This is a genomic window from Neobacillus sp. NPDC093182 (assembly GCF_044754045.1).
Genome location: NZ_JBIVOI010000007.1, coordinates 260,406 through 282,246, shown reverse-complemented (window position 1 = coordinate 282,246; position 21,841 = coordinate 260,406). Strand labels below are relative to the sequence as shown.

The following is a 21,841-nucleotide window of genomic DNA, read 5'->3' as shown; positions in this document are numbered from 1 at the left end:
CCTAAGAAACTACTAATCTCTTAATAATTCTTAAAAGGAGTGGAACCAATGGCTAAAATTATCGCAGGTGTCGCGATGTCACATAGCCCGATGATCATGACGAATGAAGCTGGAGGCGGAGAGAAAGGACAACGTTTCCTTCAGACAGCTGCTAAAATGAAGAAATATATCGAAGATTTAGGAGCAGATGTGATTGTCCTAGTTTCTGATGATCATTTTAATAGTTACTTCTACGACCATATGCCGTCCTTTACGATTGGCATTGGTGAGTGTGAAGGCTGGGGAGACTGGCAGATTCCAAAATACAATATTCCAGTCCAGCAGGATTTAGCAAAACACATTCTTAACACAAGCTTAGAAAACAATGTGGATTTTGCATTTACATTAAAAATGAAAGTCGATCATGGACATACACAAGGAATTTACTTTTTAAATCCTGATCTTAAAATTCCTGTTGTGCCGATTGCGGTGAATACATCCGCACCGCCGCTTCCAACGATGGACCGCTGTTTCCAAATTGGTGAAGTAGTCCGCAAGGCTATCGAGTCTTGGGATAACGATCTTAAGGTGGCAATTGTTGCTTCAGGCGGTTTATCACACTGGGTGCCAATTCCGAAGATTGATAGTGAAAAGCCAGAGGATCAATCATTAATTCAAGTGCTAAAAAATGGGCGCCAGGAAATTGAGCAGCTTGATGAGTATTTGCACACAAGGGAAACACGTGTTACCCAAATTAAATCAGGCCCAGTGAATGAACAAGTGGACAGGGAATTTTTACGATTAGTTACAGAAAAAGATTATGCTTCACTAAGAAACTGGAGTGCGGAATATATCGAGGAAAACTTAGGAAACGGAGGGCAGGAGATCCGCAACTGGCTTGTGCTGCTCGGTGCGCTGCAAAGCTTTGAAGCAAGTGTAGCTTGCTATGAACCGATTCCAGAATGGGTGACAGGTATGGCCATCGTTCAGTTCAATCAGCCTGTTAATCAAATGAATGGTAAAAATACGATTAAAGAAGAAGTAAGAATTTAATTTTAAAAAAGGAGAGATTGAGATGACAATTTGGACAGACTTAGCTGATATCGAATTTAAACTATATTATTTAGATGCAAATGGAATTAAAACCAGGGTGCTGGAAGCTGGAACTGGAGAACCTTTGATTTTGCTCCATGGCACTGGGGGTCATATAGAGGCATATGTGAAAAATATGAAAGGATTAAGTAAGCATTTTCGCGTCATTAATATCGATATGGTTGGTCACGGCTATACAGCGAAACCAGATCGACAGTACGGAATCGATTATTATAGTGAACATTTATTAGGAGTTATCCAGGCATTAAATTTATCTAAAGTGTATCTGTCTGGTGAGTCTTTAGGAGGCTGGGTGGCAGCCTGGTTTGCTGCTGAGCACCCAGAATATGTGAAAGCAATGGTGCTGAATACTCCAGGAAATGTAAACAACAAGCCTGAAGTCATGAAAAAGCTGAAGGATTCAACATTAAAGGCAGTTCTTGAAGCGAATTATGAAAATGTAAAAACGAGATTAGAGTGGTTAATGTATGATAAAAGCCAAGTAACAGAAGAGTTAATTGAAGCCCGCTATAACATTTATACCCAGCCTTCCTATCAAGAAGCGGTTCATCATATCGTCTGTCTGCAGGATATTGAAATTAGAAAGCTTTACAGCTGGGATCCATCCTGGTGCGGAAAAATTAATGTTCCTACATTATTAGCGTGGACCGACCATGATCCTACTTCAACTGTTGAGGAAGCAAAACCGATTCAAGACATGATCCCTAATAGTGAACTTGTGGTTATTAAAGATGCAGGGCACTGGCCGCAATGGGAAAAGCCAGAAGAATTTAATAGTGTTTTAATCGATTTCCTATTGAAAAATGCGAATAAAACAGCTAGACAAGAAGACGAAGCATTGGTAACAAAATAATAGCTCACCCTTGAAAGCACTATTTAGAGATTCATAGTTTGTAAACCTGAATCTATGAATAGTGCTTTATTTAAAGAAAGAGGTTTTCGATATGAGTAACCAAGTCATTCTTCGAGTTCAACATCTAAATAAGCTTTTGCAGCAGGCAGAAGCAACGAAGCAATCCATTTCACCGCTAACGGAAGTGTACCCTGATTTGTCTATTGATGACGCGTATCATGTTCAATTAAGGGCAATTGAACAGAAAGTTCAGGAAGGTCAGCGGATTGTTGGGAAAAAGATTGGGTTAACATCTGTTGCCATGCAGGAACTGTTGGGAGTGGATCAGCCAGATTATGGTCATTTATTGGATTCAATGGAAGTTAGTAATCGCGGGATTATTACCTTAGACCATCTTTTCCAGCCGAAGGTAGAAGGTGAGATTGCCTTTGTTCTTCGCAAGGATTTGAGGGGGCCATCTGTTACGGTCAAAGATGTACTCGATGCAACAGATTACATCACCCCTGCCTTAGAAATTGTCGACAGCAGGATTACAGACTGGAAGATTACCTTAGCAGATACGGTAGCCGATAATGCCTCAAGCGGATTATTTGTCATCGGGGAGGAACGATTCTCTTTAAAGGATATCGACTTACCTTCGATTAAAATGAACTTGTTTAAAAACGGTGAACGGATGAACACAGGGTATGGTTCAGATGTATTAGGTAACCCAGCTAAATGTATAGCATGGCTTGCAAATAAATTATCAAAGTACAATGTAGGGTTAAAAGCGGGTGAAGTCATTCTCTCTGGAGCACTCTCAGCCGCAGTGGCAGCCGAAAAAGGGGATGTGTTCACTGCTGAATTCTCTCATATTGGCAAAGTAGAAGTTAGCTTTAAGTGAAACATTGGGGAAACATTGGGGACGGTTCTCATGGTTTTATATCGTTAAACCGGCCACAAGAACCGTCCCCATGGCAACATTTTAGGAGGTGCTTTATGGAGCAAAGGAAAAATTCAGTATCAAAAAAAGCATGGGTGATTATTTTCCTGTTATTTTTATTAACCGTCATTAGTAATGCCGATAAAGCCATTATTGGATTTGCCTCGGTTTCCATTATCGAGGAATTAGGATTAAATGCTGAACAATGGGGTGTTGTTGGCAGTGTTTTCTTCTTACTGTATTCCATTTCAGCTGTATTAGGTGGAAGTCTTGCAGATAAAATAGGAGCAAAAAAAGTCATTATTGGTATGGTGGCAATCTGGTCAGTTGTACAATTTTCTACCATCTTTGTAAGTAGTTTTGCTTATTTATTAGTAACAAGAATTATTTTAGGTGCTGGGGAGGGTCCGTCGTACTCCTTAGCCATGACTGCTGCCTCAAAGTATCTTCCAAAAGAAAAACTAGGGATTGGCTTAACATTGGTATCAATTGGCGGTCCACTTGGTGTAGCGATTTCGGCTCCAATTTTGATGAATATGATTATAAATTATGGATGGCGTTCCGCATTTATTGCTACGGGAGTGGTAGGTTTTGTTTGGATCATTGCTTGGATCTTCATCGCAAAAGAGAAAGCGGTTACAGAGGGCGAATCTGCAGCAGCAAAAGGCGGTACGCCAGTATCTATCGTTTCGACTGAGACAAAATTTACGTCTGTTTTGTTTTCGAAAAATTTTATTTTAGTCGCCCTTTGTGGGTTTGCCACGTATTGGTCGTTTACGATTGGTTTAAACTGGCTGCCAAATTATTTGGAAAATGGCCGCAATCTAAGTGAGGAAACATTAAGTTTGGTGGTAGCACTGCCATGGATCATGATTACCCTTTCGCAGATTACTTTTTCAAGTATTTCTGACCGCATTTATCATAAAACGAAGAGCATGGTAAAAGGACGCATCTTCATCTTGGGACCTGTTCTGTTAGCGGGAGCAGCCAGCTATGTTTTTGGAACGATGGTCAGTTCTAATATCTTGGCGATTGCATTATTATCACTTGGTTTAACGTTTGGATGTATCACGCTAGTTATGGGACCAGCTATTTTAGTTGATTTGGTTTCACCTAAACATCAAGGTAAAGTTCAAGGATGGTTTATGGCCATAACTTCATTAGGAGGAATTGTTGGTCCGTATGTAACGGGTTTACTTATTGAAAATTCAGCTAGTCAAGCAGCGGGATTCCATTTGGCCTTTCAGGTATGTGGATTAGTTTTACTCGTGTTCGGTGGATTAGTATGGATGTCAGTACGACCTGAAAAGTTAGAAAATTCAGCCGAAATAAATCCTGACGCTACAAAAGCTATATAAATAAACAAACAAAATGCAATAGTATACACATAAAGAATGGCTTGAAGTTCTCTCCAAGCCATTCTTTTTTGTTGTATTCAAGTTTATTACAGAAAACTTGTTTGGGATGGAATAATCCCAAAAATTTTTTTATGAAAAAATAGAAAAGTACGGGCAAAAGGAATAGCTGTGGCAACGAAAGATTTAAATGGACCCTATCCAAGTACGTTTATTATGGTAGTATGAGACTTGGTGTATAAAAGAAATTCGCATTTAACTTTCAAGAGGTGGAATAGACGTGGGACGAATGGAAAGACGACAGCAAAGAAAAACGTCTAAATGGGATTGGAGACAATTGTTATCAAAAGGTATTGCGAAGAGATTAATTGCAGCAGGGATTATCGCTGCTTTATGTGGACTCCTCATCGTTAATATCTTTATTTGGACTAGCGATGTGAGTAAATTGAATAAGCCAGCACCACAGCCAACGATCATTTATGATCAGAATGGGGAAATTGCAAGTAAAATTTCCAATTCAGGTATTGAAGGCGTTGGATTTAAACAAATTCCAAAAGAAGTCATACATGCGGTAATAGCAACAGAGGATCAACGTTTTTATAAGCATAATGGAATTAATTATTTCGCGATTATGAAGGCTTTCTTCAAAAATATGGTGAGCGGTGACATTGTTGCAGGCGGGAGTACCATTACACAACAACTTGCAAAAAATGCATTCCTCACACATGAACGGACCTATACACGGAAGGTCAAAGAATTGATTATTACGAAAAAGATTGAACGTACCTACTCAAAAGATGAAATCATCGAGAGGTATTTAAATCAGATCTATTTTGGCGAGGGAGCATGGGGGATTCAACGTGCGGCCAAAACCTACTTCGGAAAAGAAGCAAGTGAACTAACCTTAAGCGAATCTGCTATGCTCGCGGGGCTAATTAAAGCACCTTCTATACTATCACCATTTAAAAATATGGAAAAGTCTGTTGAGCGTCGAAATCTTGTATTAACCTTGATGGAAAAGGAAGGATATATTAGCCAAGACGATGTTGAAAAAGCAAAGGAACAGCCTGTTGTGTTAAATGAAGATAAAGTGGAAGACGAGTATGATGGCAAATACCCTTATTATGTGGACCACATTATTGATGAAGCCATGAAGAAATATAAGCTGACCAAGAATGAAGTTCTGTCAGGCGGGCTTCATATTTATACAGAATTAAATCCTACAATTCAGAAGGCGACAGAGGAAGTTTATCAGAATGGTAATCTTTTCCCAGAGAGTCAAGAGGATCAACTGCTTCAAAGCGGGGCGATTTTCATTAATCCTGAAAATGGTGGCATTCAAGCACTAGTTGGAGGAAGAGGTGAGCATACGTTTTTAGGATTCAACAGGGCTACGCAATTAATCAGACAGCCAGGCTCGACCATGAAACCATTAGCTGTATACACACCTGCTTTAGAACAAGGTTACGAAATTTTTGATCTGTTGGAAGATAAACCATTAGATATTGGCGGATACCAGCCTAAGAATTATGATAAGCAATATCGAGGTCAGGTAACAATGTATGATGCGGTCGTAAATTCGTACAATGTTCCTCCTGTTTGGTTATTAAATGAGATTGGCTTGGAAAAGGGCACGAAGGCTGTGGAGAAATTCGGCATTCCTTTACAAGAAGAAGACCGGGCACTTGGCATTGCCCTAGGAGGTATGCACGATGGAGCCTCACCGGCAGCAATGGCACAAGCCTACAGCGCTTTCGCCAATAATGGAATCATGGTGGAAGCACACTCTATCCAAAAAATTGAAGACGCAGATGGCAAGGTAATTGCTAAATGGAAGAGCAGATCGACTACAGTGACAAAACCGGAAATCGCTCAAAAAATCACCTACATGCTAAAAGGTGTGGTTGAAGAAGGTACTGGGGAGAGGGCTAAGCTAGATGGTTTTGACATTGCCGGTAAAACAGGATCAACACAGCTTCCATTCGCGAACGAGGGCGGAACAAAGGATCATTGGTTTGTGGGCTATACCCCAAACATTGTTGGAGCGGTCTGGTTAGGCTACGACCAAACGGACGAAAGTCACTATTTAGCGGCATCAAGCAGTGGAACCACCCCTGTAATTTTTAGAGAAATACTATCCAAGGCAGGATCAGCGCTTCCAGATGAAAAATTTGCATTAGCCAGCGTTGAGAAAAAATACAAAAATGAAATCAAAAGGATAAAAGAAAAAGAGGAAAAAGCAAGGAAAGAGCAGGAAAAGGAAAAGGAAAAGCAAGAGGAAAATAATGGAAAGGGAAAGGGCGATAAGGAAAAGAACAAGGGGAAAAAGGATAAAGATAAAGATAAAGATGAAGAAGACGAAGATGAAAATGAAGAAGACGAAAATGAAGAAGATGAGGATGAATAAAAGTTAATTTGTGGTTTAAAAGGCTATGCTGAAGTAGTTCCTCTTTTGCGGTGTAACATCTTCTGTCATTATTAATTGAAAGACCAAATCACATACGATTTGGTCTTGTTTATTACCTTTTGAAAGGTTAGGAATTAAATCTTTGCCCCGGATAAAATACCTCGTTGATCTCCCAAGACTCAACTATCCTGTGGGCAATGTTGGGATCATATCCCATACCCATAAGGTAGGTAATAGCTGCAACCTCTCTTAATGCATGAGCATAAGAAGTGTGTTTTGCTTCATGTAATCCATATTGCACAAAAGGCTCGACAGTTCTTAATACCGTGTGTTTATTTGGGTTTGGGGCATATTGATGAGCTTGATTAAAGTGATAAGGATTGTATTGGTAAGGGTTATACAAATTACAGTCATCTCCCTAGATAAATAATTTGGAAAGTCATCAATAGTCTATGTAAGTTTTATCATGTGTGAAACGGATGGTGAAAAATTAATAATAGTCACTATAAATAATTTAAATCAAACGCTCAGAGCTATTATTCTCCTAACGTTTGATTTTGCTCATTCGATTTTTTGATTCAATAAACATTAAGCAGTAAAGTTGCCGTCATAGCTTAACATGATGGCTGATTTAACTTCATCCATATTAGAAATATTATTAAGAAAATCTGGGTCATGATCTTTGACTCTTATTTCATAGGTTACTTCAAAATCGCTGCCTGGCATCGCAGACTTTGATTTAAGAGAATGCTTTAAAGCATGTCCAGCAATGACGTGTTCCAGTGATTTTTCAATCGAAGTGCTGCTGTATCTCACAACTAATAAATAAGGGTTTTCAATCTTTATCTTGTTAATAAAGACAAGTAAGACTGCTCCAATCAAGATGGATCCAATAATAGCAAGAGGGACAAATCCAGCACCACACAAGATTCCAGCGACAATCGCCCAGAAAATATAAACAATATCCATCGGATCTTTAATAGGAGTTCGGAAACGGACAATCGATAATGCCCCTACCATCCCGAGTGATAACAATGCATTAGACGAGATTCCCATGATGATTAGGGCAGTTGCCATCGCCATGATAATCAAGGAAATATTAAAAGTGTGAGAATAGATAACACCCGTGAAGGTTTTCTTGTAGACGTAATAAATAAGCAAACCTAGTGCAAAAGCGGCCAACAATCCAATCAATGAATCTACTATCGAAAAACTGCTTGTTTTTTCTAAAAAACTCGTTTTGAAAATATCCTTGAAATTTAAACTTTCCATTAATAAGTCCTCCAATTATGAGTATTAACCAAACATTCTGCTGTACTGATATTTTGAATAGCCGCCTTTTCGTCGATCGATAACTTGAAGTAATTGTTTGATGACATCAGGTAAATATTCATCAAATTTCACTTCAAGAACCACGACATTCGGAGTGGTCTCAACCATGGCTAAATCTGGGTTTAAAACATCGTTATTTCGAAAACTAGTTTTTATACAGCTGTCAAATGTTACACGGACGTTTCCATATTCATAAATGAACACTTCACGTTGATAGTCGACAACCGTCATCGGTTTTAATTGATAGAGTTTCATTTGGACAAATAGGTCCTTTATGAGAGGTCTTGTGTTATTTTCCATCCACTCAATGTCACCAACACGAATTCGTTCATATTCCTCTGCGTTTAAACGGCACTTTTGTTTAAAGGTTAAATTGTCTCGTTTGCTCTTTTTTTCAAGATTAAGATAATCCATGTTGTAATCATATAATCTGACTCTAAACTTATCTCGATCAAGTAAACCTTCTTTTTTCTGCGATAAAACCTTATTATCAAAGTTATCGAAGTAGACACTTCGAATTAAGTATTTTCCATTGTTTTTCGCATGAGGGTCCGGTTTCATAAAATGCTTCAATTTATTTCGAAGCAGATAGCAATCCAATGAAGTCACTTCATGCTTTAATTCTCTCCGGCCCTTTACTCCATTTAAGCTCATTATATTTCTCTCTCCAATCTGTTACACCACTTCTTGAAACCTATTATGTTAGTTAAACCTTAAACAAACCTTAAATGAACAATGATTGTTTAAAAAAGTTGATAGAGACAGAGAAAAAATACATACATTGATTTCAATTGGTAATAATTAGATAGTATTATTTCGAGGAATGGAGGGCTTAAAGTGGAAGAAAATAATCAAGAAAAGAAGGGCACTGGTGAAAGTTCCGATTCCTTAACCAATCGCCAGGGTCATCCTGTTACAGATAATCAAAATATCAGAACGGTTGGCAGTCGTGGACCATCGACACTTGAGAACTATGATTTTATTGAAAAAATTTCTCATTTTGACCGTGAAAGAGTGCCGGAACGGGTGGTTCATGCACGAGGAGCAGGGGCGCATGGATATTTTGAGGCCTATGGGAAAGTAGGAGACGAGCCAATCGCAAAATATACGAGAGCGAAGCTGTTCCAAGAGGAAGGGAAACGTACACCGCTCTTTGTTCGTTTTTCAACAGTGGCAGGCGCAATGGAATCACCAGAAACCGCACGAGATCCGCGGGGATTTGCGGTTAAATTTTATACCGAGGATGGCAACTGGGATCTTGTTGGAAATAACCTAAAAATATTCTTTATCCGCGACGCAATGAAATTTCCTGATATGATTCATGCGTTTAAACCCGATCCGGTTTCCAATTTAAGTAACCCTGAGCGAATGTTTGATTTCCTCTCTCGTACACCGGAAGCTACACATATGGTTACTTTCTTATTCTCTCCTTGGGGAATTCCGGCAAATTATCGCCAAATGCAGGGTTCAGGTGTGAATACATACAAATGGGTTAACAAGGACGGAGAAGCGGTTCTCGTTAAATACCACTGGGAACCGTTAAAACAGGGTATTAAGAATTTAACTCAAAAGGAAGCAGAACAAATACAAGGTAAAAATGTCAGCCATGCTACCCAAGACTTGTATGAGGCAATAGAGCGTGGTGACTATCCTGAGTGGGAGCTTTGCGTTCAGATTATGAGCGATGATTACCATCCTGAGCTGGATTTTGATCCATTAGATGATACAAAATTATGGCCAACAGATAAGTTTCCATTCTTAAAAGTCGGTAAAATGGTATTAAATAAAAATCCGGAAAATTATTTTAATGAAGTAGAGCAGGCAGCGTTTGGTACAGGAGTATTGGTGGATGGCTTGGATTTTTCCGATGATAAGATGCTTCAAGGGAGAACGTTTTCCTATTCAGATACACAGCGCTATCGCGTAGGCACAAACTATTTACAGCTTCCTATTAATGCACCTAAAAAGCGGGTGGCTACCAATCAGCGGGGCGGGCAAATGTCCTATCACGTAGATTTGGCACCAGGTCAAAGTCCGCACACCAATTATGAGCCTTCTGTTATCGGAGGTTTAAAGGAAGCGGAACAGGTAGGTAAAGTTCATGAACCACACTATAATGACAAATTGGTTCGTGAAAAAATTGATCGCACCAACGATTTTGGACAAGCTGGTGAAACGTATAGGAGTTTTGAGGACTGGGAAAGGGATGAGCTCATAAGCAATCTTGTCGACGCACTCAAAGTATGCAGACCAGAAATCCAGGATAAAATGATTGAGTATTTTACCAATGCAGACGAGGATTATGGAAGACGTGTCAAAGAAGGCGTAGCAAATGCAATGGAAATGAGAAACGATACCACACATACAAGTACGGCTGAAGCAGATGAGGCGACAGATAAGGCAAAACAAATGGGGCATGAAGCAGATCCATATTAATAAAAGAAAGGCCGAACTTTTAGTGAGTTCGGCTATTTTTAATTTGTTCAATTGTATTACTTTGGAAGTTTTACTTTAAAAGTGGTGCCTTTATTTTCATTCACACTAACCTTTATGCTTCCAGAATGAGCGGAGACAATCCATTGGGCGATAGAGAGACCTAATCCAATACCGCCTGATTCTCTTGTACGTGCTCTGTCTTCTCGGTAAAAACGATCAAAGATATACGGTATATTTTCTTTTTTGATTCCTATACCCGTGTCACTTATTTCAAAAACTACTTTATGATCCTCTTCGTAGGTTTTTACTCCGATACTATCATGTTCACCTGTGTATTTTAAGGCATTATCGAGCAAGATGACGAGCAGCTGATGAAGACGGGTTTCATCTGCATTCATCATAATGTCGCTATTTAGTTTTAGCCAGAAATGTTTATCCTGTGATTCAGCAATTTCGATATAAGGTGAACAAACGCTTTTGACAAAACTGTCAACATGTATAGATTTTTTCTCAAGCTGTGTTTCAGAGGAGTCGGCCCTTGCTAACGTCAACAAGTCAGTCGTAAGCTTCGATAGTCTTCTAGTTTCAGAAAGGCTTAAGGCAATATTTTCAAATTTGTTCGCTATTTTTTCATGAGGTGTGGTCAGCATTAACTCTAATTTGTTTTGAATAATGGTTAATGGCGTTCTTAACTCATGAGAGGCATTTTCAACAAACTCAGCTTGCTTGTTCCAGGAATGAATAATCGGTTTCATCATCTTTTTTGATAAATAATAGCTGGCTGAAATCGATAGTAAAATAAAAATGGATGAACAAAGGATAATGAGTTTACTGAAATTATTTAGGATATTTTGTTCCGCATCAATGTTAATCATAAGCTGAGTATAAACAACTTCATCGTCATCATGGGTATCTTCAAATAAAATATAGCGAAACGGGTACAAATTATTCACGTTCGTATTGGTTATGGTATCTAGGTTCGTTTTATCAGGTGTATAATCTTCCAAATAATCTTCATAGAATGAAGTTCCAATCTCATTTTGATTGACTATGTTATCATTTTTGTCCCACTTTATGACAATAATTCGAGGATTTTTCGGCCAATCATTCTGACGCGGTACATTTTCACTGTCATCGTTTGGGGGAGGGGTTTTAAAATCATTAGGTGAATGATCGTTAATCCTTTCCTTAACCATTAGCAGTTCCTCATCTGTCTTTGAGAATAAGGTGTTTTGAACCTGACTAAAAACAATCAAACCGAAAATCGTAAAAATGACCGTAAAAGAAATGAGATTGAGAACCATGAATTTTAACTGTTGTTTTCTAAAAATCTTATTTTTAAAAATCTTATTTTTAAACATCACCTTCACCATTATCAGTCAGCATGTAACCTAATCCCCTGAAGGTTTTGATATAGTGATCATAGTTGAATTTTTTTAAGTTTTTTCGTAATTTGCTTGCATACACCTCGACAACCGTTGCACTTGTGTCAGATTCGAATCCCCAAATTCGGTCGAAGATTTGTTCTTTTGTGAGAATCGTATTTTTATTGTTAATTAGGTACTCAAGAAGTTCGAATTGCTTCCCATTCAGATTCACAAGTTCATCACCAATGGTCGCGGTATTATTTTTTACATTTAGCTTTAGATCATTGAAGGTAATCACGTTTTCTTTAAATGTGCCAACGTTCCTTCTTACCATCACCTCTAAGCGTAATAAAAGCTCCTCACGATGAAAGGGCTTGACGAGATAATCATCCGCTCCGACCTTAAAGCCCTGGATTTTATCATCAATACCATCTTTGGCTGTTAACATCATGACTGGGGTAGTGATGTTTTTTTTTCTTAAATTTTGTAAAACTTCATAGCCATTCATATAGGGAAGCATGATATCTAAAATGATGACATAAAAGATATTCTGCTCTGCTAAAAACAAACCTTCCTCGCCATCGTATGCCTGTTGTGTTTCAAACAGTTCTTCAACTGTTTCACGGATGGTCTCAGACAGGTGTTTATCGTCTTCGATAATTAATAATTTCATTGGTTGTTCCTCTTTTCAAGCGGTTAATAAGATAGTTTGATTATAGGGCTATTTGGGATAATTGCAAAATGTTTTCATGTAGGGAATAGAAGGAATTTATCAAGATGTGGCGAAAATTGTATATTATAAAACTTTTTTTGAAAGGGAGTTTCTGTATGTATCGTTTTAAAGCCATTGATCACATTCAACTTGCTGCTCCAAAAGGTTGTGAAGATACTGCAAGAAAGTTTTTTATAGATATTCTCGGATTTGAGGAAATGGAGAAGCCAGAAGAATTGAAAAAGCGCGGCGGAGTTTGGTTTCGAAATGGCAGTACCCAAATACATATTGGTGTAGAGGAACCATTTGCACCAGCAAAAAAAGCGCATCCTGCCTTTGAGGTAGAAAATATTGAAGCGTTAAAAAAACATTTAAGAGTTAACGAAGTAGAAGTGATGGAAGACAATAACCTTCCGGGGGCAAATCGTTTTTATACAGCTGACCCGTTTGGCAATCGTATAGAAATACTTGAGTGGATCTAATCTTTCATTGGGGGAGGGACGATAATGAGTTTAAGAGATAAAACCATTGAAGAATTAGAAGAGATTGAAGAAGAACTGAATGAGCAGGAAGAGGAGCATGGCTTTTCTAATTATTCTATGAAAATTGAAGTGTACAAGGAAATGTACCGAAAACTCTCCCAGCTTGTCCGGAGCCGTAATGAGGATGTTCAAAGTTCGCTAGATTATGTAAAAAGGAAATTGATTTACTGTCTCATTCATTATGGAACGTATTTGAAGACCGAATATCAAAAAGATGATTACTTGGCGACTCGCTGCTTGGAGGAAGCGTTAAAGTATGATAAAACAAATCCATTGGCAGCCTATCGACTAGGTTTCTTGTCTTATAAATTTAATGATTATACAAAAGCGATTCAATATTTCCGAAATGCATTGGATAATGATCATTACCATAAACAGCATCTCTATCAATTAAATGAACAGCAGCAGTTAAATGCCCATTTGTACTTAACCAATTGTGCGTTGCATATTGCCAAGGAAACGTATGAAAAAATGAATCAATTACCACTTGCGAAGATGCAGGAGATACCGAAACAGGAGTTATCTCCATTGTTCAGCAGTTTAATAGAAAATGAACAATATTTAATGCGCCATGCGTTTTATAAGGTGAATAAAGAGGGAAGAACGACTTGTTCTAAAGCAGAATGTGAGAAACTAATTTCCAGGCCGCCGCATGATACCCTGCTAGTTTATTTTAGTGATCGGACGATTATGGCTTTTTTTAACGGGAAGGAAGCTTCACTCACTCAGGATCAAGGAAACATGCTGAGTTACTTTCTATTAAATAGTTCAGAAGCGGTGCCAGCCACAAGGCATGATTTCTCAGTTGTCGATACGATTATTCCAAACACGTATATTACAAATGTGGGGAGACTGCGTCGGAAATTAATGCAGCAAGGATTTCCATCCATGATACAAACCAAAAGGTATCATAATGAAACAGGCTACTATTATGATGGAACTTATCCATTTTATATCATGTATCGATCAGACGAAGAAATTGAATATCGTTAAAAAGGCGATGACAGGGCTGTCATCGCCTTTTTCGTATACTGAGTTTATAAAGAGTGAGGAGATGGTTATATGAAAAACTGGAATCAATTGCTTATTCGTCACGGTTTTAATCTCGAAGAGGTACAGCACAATGTATTTAGTTGTTTTAGAGAAACGGAAGAGAATGTTTCGTTTTTGATAGAGAGTTTGGAGAAGCTTTCAGTTTCTTACACCTGCGAAAAGGAACAACTATCGATTACCAGCCCGGAGATGGATGAGGAAAATTGGATTCATGCTGTTGATTTTAAATACAGAGGCAGAGGAGAAGGGTTATGGTTTCGTCCAGGTATTGACCAGCCAAAAGTTAGAGAACTAGATACCTATATTGCTGGTTTGGTCAGACAGTTGAATCGTTTAGGACTAACTACTAATGGCTGCTGTGACGGTCATGACAAACGGAATTCTATGGTTAGTTTTATCAATACTGAAATGAAAGACAAAGCCAGCGAGGTTTTACTTGCAGCGGGTATACCGAAGTTACGTTCGAGAAATCGCGAAATTAGTATGAATATCTCCAGATACCAACTTCTTGATAGTACAGAAAAGCTCGCGTCCATTCGCACAGAGTGGCTGGAGGAAGGGATTCCCTTTATCCGCAGACAATTCTTTTTACAACAGCTAGAAGAGGTATTATCCATTCCAGGAGAGAGTGGGAACGAGAATCAGGTTCGTCAATACATTATGCAACAATTGAAGCACTATGTGGATTTTATGGCCGTTGACCGTAGTGGTAACATACTTGCTCAAAAGAAACGTGGAAACGGTCCTGTCATTCTATTAAATGCACACATGGATACCTATGACAGAATTGAAACAGGCAGAAAGTTGATTAAAGACGGAAACATTTGGTGCAGTGATAAAGGAATTCTTGGAGCAGATGACCGGGCAGGAATTGCTGCTATTTTAGAAATTGCTCAGAGGTTAAATACTACAGGCTTTAATGGCACGGTAAAATTTATTTTTACCGTCGAAGAGGAAATCGGTCTTATCGGTGCAAGGGGTATTGACGAATACTTCCTGTGGGATGTTGAGGCAGCAATCGTTATAGACCGGCGCGGGACGGGCGACATCGTAACATCTTGCGGGGGATATATCCCATTCTGTCATGTGAATTACGGAGCTCTTTTTGAAAAAGCTGCGGAGAGAATTGGTTTGCAAGGTTGAAAACTGACAAGTGGAGGCAGCAGTGATACGCGAATTTGGGCAGAACACGGGATTCAAAGTGTCAATTTATCCGCTGGTTACATGAACGAACATACGTCATCCGAGACTCTAGATGTTGAAGCTTGCTATAACACAGTGGATTTAATTACCGAGGTGCTGCGTGATACGAGAACCTTACAAAGGACACTTAGACAAATAGAACTTCAAGAAATTAGATAAAAAAAGGAGGGCAATGACTACGGAAGAGTTTAAAGGTATCCCTTCACACTCAAAAATAAATTTTGAATATTCATTTGTGAAATGAATATTAGTTAAGTAGGTATTTTACCTTAAAGACCTTCAAAATGGAGGGGATCCTTTGAAAATTGAATACCAGCATACTTTTGGTTTGCCGAGAAAGGTTGTCTGGAAGTACATCAAGGATGAAAAGGTTCTAGGAAGTGCAATCCCTAGCTGCAGAACGTTTGTCCAAAGCACAAAGGGATTATATCAAGCCGAAATCGACGTTAACATAGGTCCATTAAAAGATGTTATTACACTCGAGGTTAGTTTGGAAAAGGAACGGGTCCCGTCTTATTTACAATTACTTCTGAAAGGTAGAGGTAATTTAGGGGAAATCAGCGGCAACGGGGAGATATTTTTCAATGACCAACAGGGAAGCACACAGCTCAATATACAAGCCGAAGTGAAAGTCTCAGGAACCCTGTCTGGTGCAGCAGAGCGAGTCATAAGTGGAGGAGCAAACAAGGGAATAGAGAAATTTTTTCTGAGTGTAGAAAAAGAAATAAAGAAAAACCTTTATCTTTTGCGAAAAGGTCGAAAATGAGAAAGAGCAACGTCATTGAGCGTTGCTTTCTCTCATTCAGTATCTATTCATGCTCTGGGTAATTAGCTAATTCTTTGATTCCTTCAATCCAATCCTTGAAATTAGCATATTTGTTTGCATCGAAACCAAAGTGCTCTTTAATTAAAGTAATGGATTCAAGTTCAGTTTCATGAACAATTCCATCTGAGTATACTAAGCGAAGGATTTCAGTTAGAACAATATGTTTGGAGCGTTCCTCTTTAAAAACCTTAAGAATATCATCAATCGCTAAGCCTCTGATTTTATAATCATCAAGATCCATTTCCTTTTTATACTTCGCGATAACAGGATTTTCAAATACCGAGAATTTCCCATCAATGGTGGCCATTAGATATGCTAACTCAAGAAACGCTTCTTTCTCCTCTTGTTGAAGCTTGGTTAAAAACATTATGTGTAGCTCCTTTTTCAATAAATGAATTATGTTACTAGACATCTTACCAAGTTTAAATACCTTTTGTCTATTCTTTAAATGGTGGAAAAAGGAAAATTTCAGTTATAAAGCGAATAAGAATATAGATTAGGAAAAAAAGGGGGTAGAATGTTCTGGAAATACTTCTTCCTATGTTTGTAACCTCATTGCTTGGAGTATTGTTGTTTGTTAATTATGTTTTTTAGTAAAAACATAAAAGAAGAAAAAAGTACTCATAATCAAACAATCTTGGGTTCAGTTCTAACCTTCTTTTTTATTTTTTCTTTTATGTATTTCATCCTAAGTTTGCATTAAACTTATGTTTAAATTGAAAAAAATCATAAGGGGATGTATATGTTTTGGTGAAAACAGTTATTTTAGGTTTAATATCATTCTTTCTGATTAGTTTTTTGCTGCTTTCCATTGGTTATAGGTTTCAGATTGAATGGTTAATGTTTCAGTATTATGAAGAAACTGCAACAGGTTTCTCGACGGGTGGTTCTGTCATCCCTTTTATCATCGCGATTATTGTCACCTTTTTCATTGGAGAGTCTTATCAAAAGAGACAGAACGGTTAATAAAGGATCTTGAACTTTCAAACATGGAAGTTAGTGAAACAGTCATACGATTTGGAGAAGAGCAAGTCATATATTCTATTGAAAGGAAAATATGCAATGGAACAAAAATTACTTAGAGTTGGTACTACTTATTTACCAGTGAGTAATGTAGACCTTTCATCTGAATGGTATATAACCAATTTAGGTGCAGTATTAAACTATAAAGATAAAGACAAAGCTATACTGGATTTTGCCAATCAAAGTATTTTTCTCGTAAAGGCACAGGAAAATCAAAGCGCTAACTTCTATAATTCCTACGGTGAAGAGTGTTTCTCCATGACATTCGAAGTGAATGGACTAAATGTTCTTGAAGACATTCATCGGGAGTTTAAAGAAAAAGAAATTAAAGTGGGAGAAATTGAGAATAGAGGACATAGCGGAAGAAACTTTGTTTTCTATGATCCTGACGGAAATAAATTCGATGTGTGGAGCGAGCTTAGCCCAATTTTTAAAGAGAAGTTTCTTTCTTAATGGGGGATAAACAAAATGATTAAACTAGGAAGTGAAGGGGAAATTGTCATTGCGCACAAACTAATGCAAGAGGCATTTGAAGAGTACCGATTTCTTGAAGTACCTTCAAGTGCGATTAATGAACCTGTCGATTCTTTGAGGAATTCATTTCGTAATGGTTCAGAAAAATTTATATTATGTTACATAGATGGGAATCCACTTGGGTCTTTACGATTTAAAACGAAAGGTCAAACTTTATATTTTTCTAGAGTATCGGTTCCACCTTATGCGAGAGGAAGAGGAATAGCAAAATCAATGCTATCTTGGCTCGAGGATTATGCTAAACAAGAGGGAATTCATAAACTACAATGTAAAGTAAGAAGCAGCCTGACTCATAATGTGCTTTTATATCAATCTATTGGTTATACCGTTACGGAAGAGGAAATGGTTACGAATCCTGATAAATTCCCAGTGAGCATAGTTGTGATGAAAAAACTATTAGAGCAATAACTGATGTTCAAAAAGGAGTGCTTAGTTAAGGGTTAAAGAAAGGGCAGGTTTTGTGTCGATGGTTCAAGAAACAACATTACATATATTAAATGGACAAGCTATGTACGATTTTTTTAAAAGGAAGAGTTTCCTGCAAGGTCAAAAGATGATTCCTTTTAATGAAGCAATGTGTTTTGGGGAAACAACAGAAGACCTATTCACACCGGAATTCGTCGAAAAACGTGCAAAGGTTCATCACGTATCTCCAGAAAAATATACTGATATTACGTTAAACCCATTAAAGCCACTTTTTAGTAATGGTTTTACCCACATAGAACTCTGGTTTGACATGGATATGTTTTGTCAAATCAATATCCTCACGATTCTTGCTTGGCTTGACAAAAAGGGTCACAGTAAGCCCATTGACCTGCATATTGTTGGGGATAAGTTTGAACCTATTGAAAATTACACTTTAATGGCAGCGGGTTATTATGAACTTTTTATGGAAGTATTGGTACATAAAACGCTCCCTGAATCAATCCATCTAGTCCCCTTAAGGAAGGGCGTTGAGTTGTATTTAACTTATCTTCATGAGGACAGTAACCTAATGATTTATATTAAAAATAACCAACATATGACGGAAAAAGAACTTGTATATGCGCTCTTAGAAAATTTCAAAGAGTATGGATTAGGTGATGTACAATATCTAGAAATTATTAGGGCGCACCGTTCTACATGAAATATAAAAATGATAATAGGGGATAAAAATTAAATGTTTATTGTCAATGTTGAAGGTGCAATTAGGAAAGTATAGCATTCAACAAGCAGAAATGAAGATATCAGTCTAATTGTTTCTAAAACTGGTTTTTGTGAAGAGGCAGACGAACTTATAAATGTTAATCAAATAATTTCTTAATAGTGAATGGAACGTCTCTGTGCAAAGCAGAGACGTTTTTCTTTGTCCATAGTTTGCCTATATGGCGACCGAAATAATTACGGAATATCCAATTTATTTCCAGTAAATAATATGTTATACCGAAATAATTAATGTAAATAGAAAAAACGGAGCTGATGAGGTGCACTTATTGTTGAATAGCTTGTTTCTCATTGCCGGATTAAAATGGGGTGATTGGAGGAACTGGACTAAATACCATTCCACTATTCTATTCTTTTGGTTTGGGGATTTGCTTTATAATGTTCTATGTAAAAATTATCTTATGTGGGAATACAAGGAGACGATCTTTGGTCAAAATTTCTTACCTAATCATCTTACTGTTTCATTATTAATCATGTTTGTGGCATATCCTGCCACGGTGTTAATTTTCTTAGGGAATTTACCAGAAAATACAATGAAAATGGTTTTGTGGTTACTTTTCTGGGTCGCTTTATTTTCACTAGTAGAATACATAAATTTGCGTTACCTTGATTTAGTTATGCATCACAACGGCTGGACAATGGCATGGTCCGTTTTATTCAATTTGATCATTTTTTCTATACTGCTTTTACATTATAAATACCCAATTACAGCATTGATCATCTCCATTCCAATCATTTTATTCTTTGTCATTTTTTTTAAAGTACCGATTTATTAACAGAAATGAGAATATATTACGGAATGTAGAAAAAACTAAAGGGAAAATAAGGTTAAGGGGAATAAACATGGATTTAATGAAGCCAATTAACATTAGCTCAGATAAATTAGCTCCAGAAAACCCATTTACGGCCGGCGAAATGGGAAAGCTATGGGCTACCTATGTAGGGAATAGTATGTCTCATAAGATATTGCAGTATTTTCTAAAGCATATTGAAGACGAGGATATCAAGACTCTGTTAGAAAATGGTCTTGCCCTTACTGTTAACTTTATGCAAACAATCGAGAAGTTTTTAAAAAAAGAAGACTTCCCAATTCCTGTAGGATTTACACCAGAGGACGTAAATCTAGGTGCCCCTCGCTTATTTGAAGATCAATTTTATGTGCATTATTTGAAATATGCTGCCAAAGCGGGAATGAGTTTATATGCGATTGCCATTCCGTTGGTAATGAGGGAAGACATACGGGAATTTTTCATCCATTGTAATGAAACGACGACCATTCTGTTGGGGCAGATTAACAACGTTTTGATTGAGAAAGGTTATATCATGAGGCCACCAACCATTCCAGTGCCAAAAAAAGTGGACTTTATTAAAAAGGAAAACTATTTGAATGGTTTCTTCGGTGATGTTCGACAATTACATGCGCTCGAAATCACTCATCTTTATGATAATATTGAGAACAATATTACGAGTAAAGCTCTATTAATTGGTTTTAGCCAAGTTGCAAAAAAGGAAAAAGTGAGACAATTTTTTATAAGAGGAAAAGCGATTACAGATCGGGAAGTTCAGCATTTTCAAGATAAACTACATAAGGAAAATTTGCCGTTTCCATCCCAGATTGACCATTTGGTGACTACGTCTACTTTTTCGCCATTTTCAGATCGACTTATGGTATTTCACAAAGTAGATATGTTTTCGATTAAAATTCGGTCATTCGCAAACTCAATGGCCGTAAATGGACGTAGAGATATTGGTTTAATGTATTTGAAAGCGCTTTCTGAGGTTTCTTTATTTGTGGAGGACGGGGCAAATATTATGATTGATCATGGATGGATGGAACAGCCTCCAAAAGCCATTGATCGTGATGAATTGTCATCTAAATAGTCTGATTTGATATCTTGGATGATCTTTTAAAGTAAAGGAAGGGTGTTATGGAACCAACCCGAATATCTTTAACGGCTCCAGAGATTTCCAGTTTATGGACTCAATTTATGTTTGAAACCATGTCTATATGTTTTATTCGATATGCACTTGAACACTTGGAAGACCCAGATATTATAAAGATTTATAAAAAGTCACTTGAGCTTTCAGAAAGTCATGTTCAAAAGGTGAAGGAGTTTTTTGAAGGGGAAGGTTATCCAATACCAAAGGGCTTTACAGAGGAGGATGTAAACATCCATGCACCACGTCTCTTCCAAGATCCTTTCTATTTATACTATATGTACATAATGACTCTTCAGGGGCTAACAGGTTATTCTCTTTCTCTGAGTACTTCTATTCGCGCTGATCTACGGCAATATTATATTAACTGTAATACAGAAACGATGTCGCTATTTGAAAAAAACATCGAAGGACTTCTCACTAAAGGGCTTTTCTCGCGGCCGCCAGTCCTTCCAGCACCTGAAAATATTGACTTTGTAAAACATCAAAGTTTTTTGACTGGCTGGTTTGGGGAGCGTCGACCATTAACTGGGATTGAAATAGGGGATATTACCTTTAATATGAACAAAATGCATATGCATGTTGCATTAAAAGTTGGTTTTAGCCAAGTGGCTGCATCCAAAAAAGTCCGACAATATATTAATAGGGGCATGGAAATTTCCACTAAACATATCACGGCTTTTGAAAGAATTTTTCGTGAGGAAATGCTCAATTCTCCTGTATCCTGGCAATCCCATGTTACAAGCTCTACCACTTCTCCTTTTTCAGAAAAATGGCTGATGTATCAAGTCCAACTGTCGTCACAGATTGCTATTGCCTTTTATGGCACGGCTTTGAGTGTTACATCCAGGGCAGACATTGCAGAAAAATATATGGTAATGACGACAGAACTCGTCAGATATGCTGAAGACGGTGCCAATCTCATGATTGAAAATGGCTGGATGGAAGAACCGCCAAAAGCAAACGACAGAAGAACCTTAACAAAAGGAAAAAAAGAAGGTATTGAAAATAACAAACAAGAAAAGTAAATTAGTTAAGGAGGG

At 37.7% G+C, this 21,841-nt stretch carries 23 protein-coding genes; 17 read left to right on the top strand and 6 right to left on the bottom strand.

Annotated elements, in window-relative coordinates:
- The first annotated feature begins 48 nt into the window (after positions 1 to 48).
- From ACIQAA_RS15190 to ACIQAA_RS15170, 5 genes are all read left to right on the top strand, one after another.
- On the top strand, positions 49 to 1,032 hold the full coding sequence (locus ACIQAA_RS15190; protein ID WP_402620988.1) for a DODA-type extradiol aromatic ring-opening family dioxygenase: 984 nt from the start codon (positions 49 to 51) through the stop codon (positions 1,030 to 1,032).
- A 22-nt stretch (positions 1,033 to 1,054) separates the two neighbouring features.
- On the top strand, positions 1,055 to 1,945 hold the full coding sequence (locus tag ACIQAA_RS15185) for an alpha/beta fold hydrolase (protein WP_402620985.1): 891 nt from the start codon (positions 1,055 to 1,057) through the stop codon (positions 1,943 to 1,945).
- Between the two features lie 91 nt (positions 1,946 to 2,036).
- Complete coding sequence (locus tag ACIQAA_RS15180) at positions 2,037 to 2,828, top strand: 2-keto-4-pentenoate hydratase (protein WP_402620983.1); 792 nt, start codon at positions 2,037 to 2,039, stop codon at positions 2,826 to 2,828.
- 95 nt (positions 2,829 to 2,923) lie between these two features.
- Entirely contained in the window at positions 2,924 to 4,225 is a 1,302-nt protein-coding gene (locus ACIQAA_RS15175; RefSeq protein ID WP_402620981.1) for an MFS transporter, read from the top strand.
- Between the two features lie 286 nt (positions 4,226 to 4,511).
- Positions 4,512 to 6,629 (top strand): transglycosylase domain-containing protein, encoded by a 2,118-nt coding sequence (locus ACIQAA_RS15170; protein WP_402621017.1) that lies wholly within the window; start codon positions 4,512 to 4,514, stop codon positions 6,627 to 6,629.
- Between the two features lie 127 nt (positions 6,630 to 6,756).
- Here the strand turns inward: ACIQAA_RS15170 and ACIQAA_RS15165 are convergent, their stop codons facing one another.
- The 3 genes from ACIQAA_RS15165 to ACIQAA_RS15155 all read right to left on the bottom strand — a co-directional run bounded on the left by ACIQAA_RS15165 (position 6,757) and on the right by ACIQAA_RS15155 (position 8,615).
- The gene (locus ACIQAA_RS15165; RefSeq protein ID WP_402620978.1) at positions 6,757 to 7,032 is read right to left on the bottom strand and encodes a hypothetical protein; all 276 of its coding nucleotides are present in this window, start codon (positions 7,030 to 7,032) and stop codon (positions 6,757 to 6,759) included.
- Positions 7,033 to 7,217: 185 nt separating this feature from the next.
- Complete coding sequence (locus tag ACIQAA_RS15160) at positions 7,218 to 7,901, bottom strand: DUF4956 domain-containing protein (protein ID WP_402620975.1); 684 nt, start codon at positions 7,899 to 7,901, stop codon at positions 7,218 to 7,220.
- Positions 7,902 to 7,925: 24 nt separating this feature from the next.
- Complete coding sequence (locus ACIQAA_RS15155) at positions 7,926 to 8,615, bottom strand: polyphosphate polymerase domain-containing protein (protein ID WP_402620972.1); 690 nt, start codon at positions 8,613 to 8,615, stop codon at positions 7,926 to 7,928.
- 183 nt (positions 8,616 to 8,798) lie between these two features.
- Here ACIQAA_RS15155 and ACIQAA_RS15150 point away from each other — a divergent pair, with 183 nt between their 5' ends.
- Entirely contained in the window at positions 8,799 to 10,397 is a 1,599-nt protein-coding gene (locus tag ACIQAA_RS15150) for a catalase (RefSeq protein WP_402620969.1), read from the top strand.
- A 56-nt stretch (positions 10,398 to 10,453) separates the two neighbouring features.
- On the opposite strand, the gene ACIQAA_RS15145 is transcribed toward ACIQAA_RS15150, so the two are convergent.
- Complete coding sequence (locus tag ACIQAA_RS15145; protein WP_402620966.1) at positions 10,454 to 11,758, bottom strand: sensor histidine kinase; 1,305 nt, start codon at positions 11,756 to 11,758, stop codon at positions 10,454 to 10,456.
- The gene (locus ACIQAA_RS15140; protein ID WP_402620963.1) at positions 11,751 to 12,437 is read right to left on the bottom strand and encodes a response regulator transcription factor; all 687 of its coding nucleotides are present in this window, start codon (positions 12,435 to 12,437) and stop codon (positions 11,751 to 11,753) included. Before ACIQAA_RS15140 ends, ACIQAA_RS15145 begins: the two co-directional genes overlap by 8 nt.
- A gap of 155 nt (positions 12,438 to 12,592) precedes the next feature.
- Between ACIQAA_RS15140 and ACIQAA_RS15135 the strand changes: the two genes are divergently transcribed.
- The 4 genes from ACIQAA_RS15135 (at position 12,593) to ACIQAA_RS15120 (ending at position 16,040) form a co-directional block, all read left to right on the top strand.
- Positions 12,593 to 12,958 carry a VOC family protein gene (locus ACIQAA_RS15135; protein ID WP_402620960.1) on the top strand — a complete coding sequence of 122 codons (366 nt, stop codon included), beginning with the start codon at positions 12,593 to 12,595 and terminating at the stop codon, positions 12,956 to 12,958.
- A 24-nt stretch (positions 12,959 to 12,982) separates the two neighbouring features.
- Positions 12,983 to 14,011, top strand: coding sequence for a hypothetical protein (locus ACIQAA_RS15130; RefSeq protein ID WP_402620957.1), 1,029 nt, complete (start codon positions 12,983 to 12,985; stop codon positions 14,009 to 14,011).
- Positions 14,012 to 14,080: 69 nt separating this feature from the next.
- Entirely contained in the window at positions 14,081 to 15,214 is a 1,134-nt protein-coding gene (locus ACIQAA_RS15125; RefSeq protein WP_402620954.1) for a M20/M25/M40 family metallo-hydrolase, read from the top strand.
- Positions 15,215 to 15,572: 358 nt separating this feature from the next.
- On the top strand, positions 15,573 to 16,040 hold the full coding sequence (locus ACIQAA_RS15120; protein WP_402620952.1) for an SRPBCC family protein: 468 nt from the start codon (positions 15,573 to 15,575) through the stop codon (positions 16,038 to 16,040).
- A gap of 43 nt (positions 16,041 to 16,083) precedes the next feature.
- On the opposite strand, the gene ACIQAA_RS15115 is transcribed toward ACIQAA_RS15120, so the two are convergent.
- The gene (locus ACIQAA_RS15115) at positions 16,084 to 16,467 is read right to left on the bottom strand and encodes a hypothetical protein (RefSeq protein WP_402620949.1); all 384 of its coding nucleotides are present in this window, start codon (positions 16,465 to 16,467) and stop codon (positions 16,084 to 16,086) included.
- Between the two features lie 380 nt (positions 16,468 to 16,847).
- Here ACIQAA_RS15115 and ACIQAA_RS15110 point away from each other — a divergent pair, with 380 nt between their 5' ends.
- The 7 genes from ACIQAA_RS15110 to ACIQAA_RS15080 all read left to right on the top strand — a co-directional run bounded on the left by ACIQAA_RS15110 (position 16,848) and on the right by ACIQAA_RS15080 (position 21,826).
- A complete protein-coding gene (locus ACIQAA_RS15110) occupies positions 16,848 to 17,066 on the top strand; it encodes a hypothetical protein (RefSeq protein WP_402620946.1) in 219 nt (72 codons plus the stop codon).
- Between the two features lie 96 nt (positions 17,067 to 17,162).
- Entirely contained in the window at positions 17,163 to 17,576 is a 414-nt protein-coding gene (locus ACIQAA_RS15105; protein ID WP_402620943.1) for a VOC family protein, read from the top strand.
- Between the two features lie 15 nt (positions 17,577 to 17,591).
- Positions 17,592 to 18,065, top strand: coding sequence for a GNAT family N-acetyltransferase (locus tag ACIQAA_RS15100; RefSeq protein WP_402620940.1), 474 nt, complete (start codon positions 17,592 to 17,594; stop codon positions 18,063 to 18,065).
- A gap of 58 nt (positions 18,066 to 18,123) precedes the next feature.
- Positions 18,124 to 18,783, top strand: a complete 660-nt coding sequence (locus tag ACIQAA_RS15095) for an AraC family transcriptional regulator (RefSeq protein ID WP_402620937.1) — start codon at positions 18,124 to 18,126, stop codon at positions 18,781 to 18,783.
- A 349-nt stretch (positions 18,784 to 19,132) separates the two neighbouring features.
- The gene (locus ACIQAA_RS15090; RefSeq protein ID WP_402620934.1) at positions 19,133 to 19,636 is read left to right on the top strand and encodes a CBO0543 family protein; all 504 of its coding nucleotides are present in this window, start codon (positions 19,133 to 19,135) and stop codon (positions 19,634 to 19,636) included.
- A gap of 67 nt (positions 19,637 to 19,703) precedes the next feature.
- Positions 19,704 to 20,741 carry a DUF3231 family protein gene (locus tag ACIQAA_RS15085; protein WP_402620931.1) on the top strand — a complete coding sequence of 346 codons (1,038 nt, stop codon included), beginning with the start codon at positions 19,704 to 19,706 and terminating at the stop codon, positions 20,739 to 20,741.
- Positions 20,742 to 20,788: 47 nt separating this feature from the next.
- Positions 20,789 to 21,826, top strand: a complete 1,038-nt coding sequence (locus ACIQAA_RS15080; RefSeq protein ID WP_402620928.1) for a DUF3231 family protein — start codon at positions 20,789 to 20,791, stop codon at positions 21,824 to 21,826.
- The last annotated feature ends 15 nt before the right edge of the window (positions 21,827 to 21,841 follow it).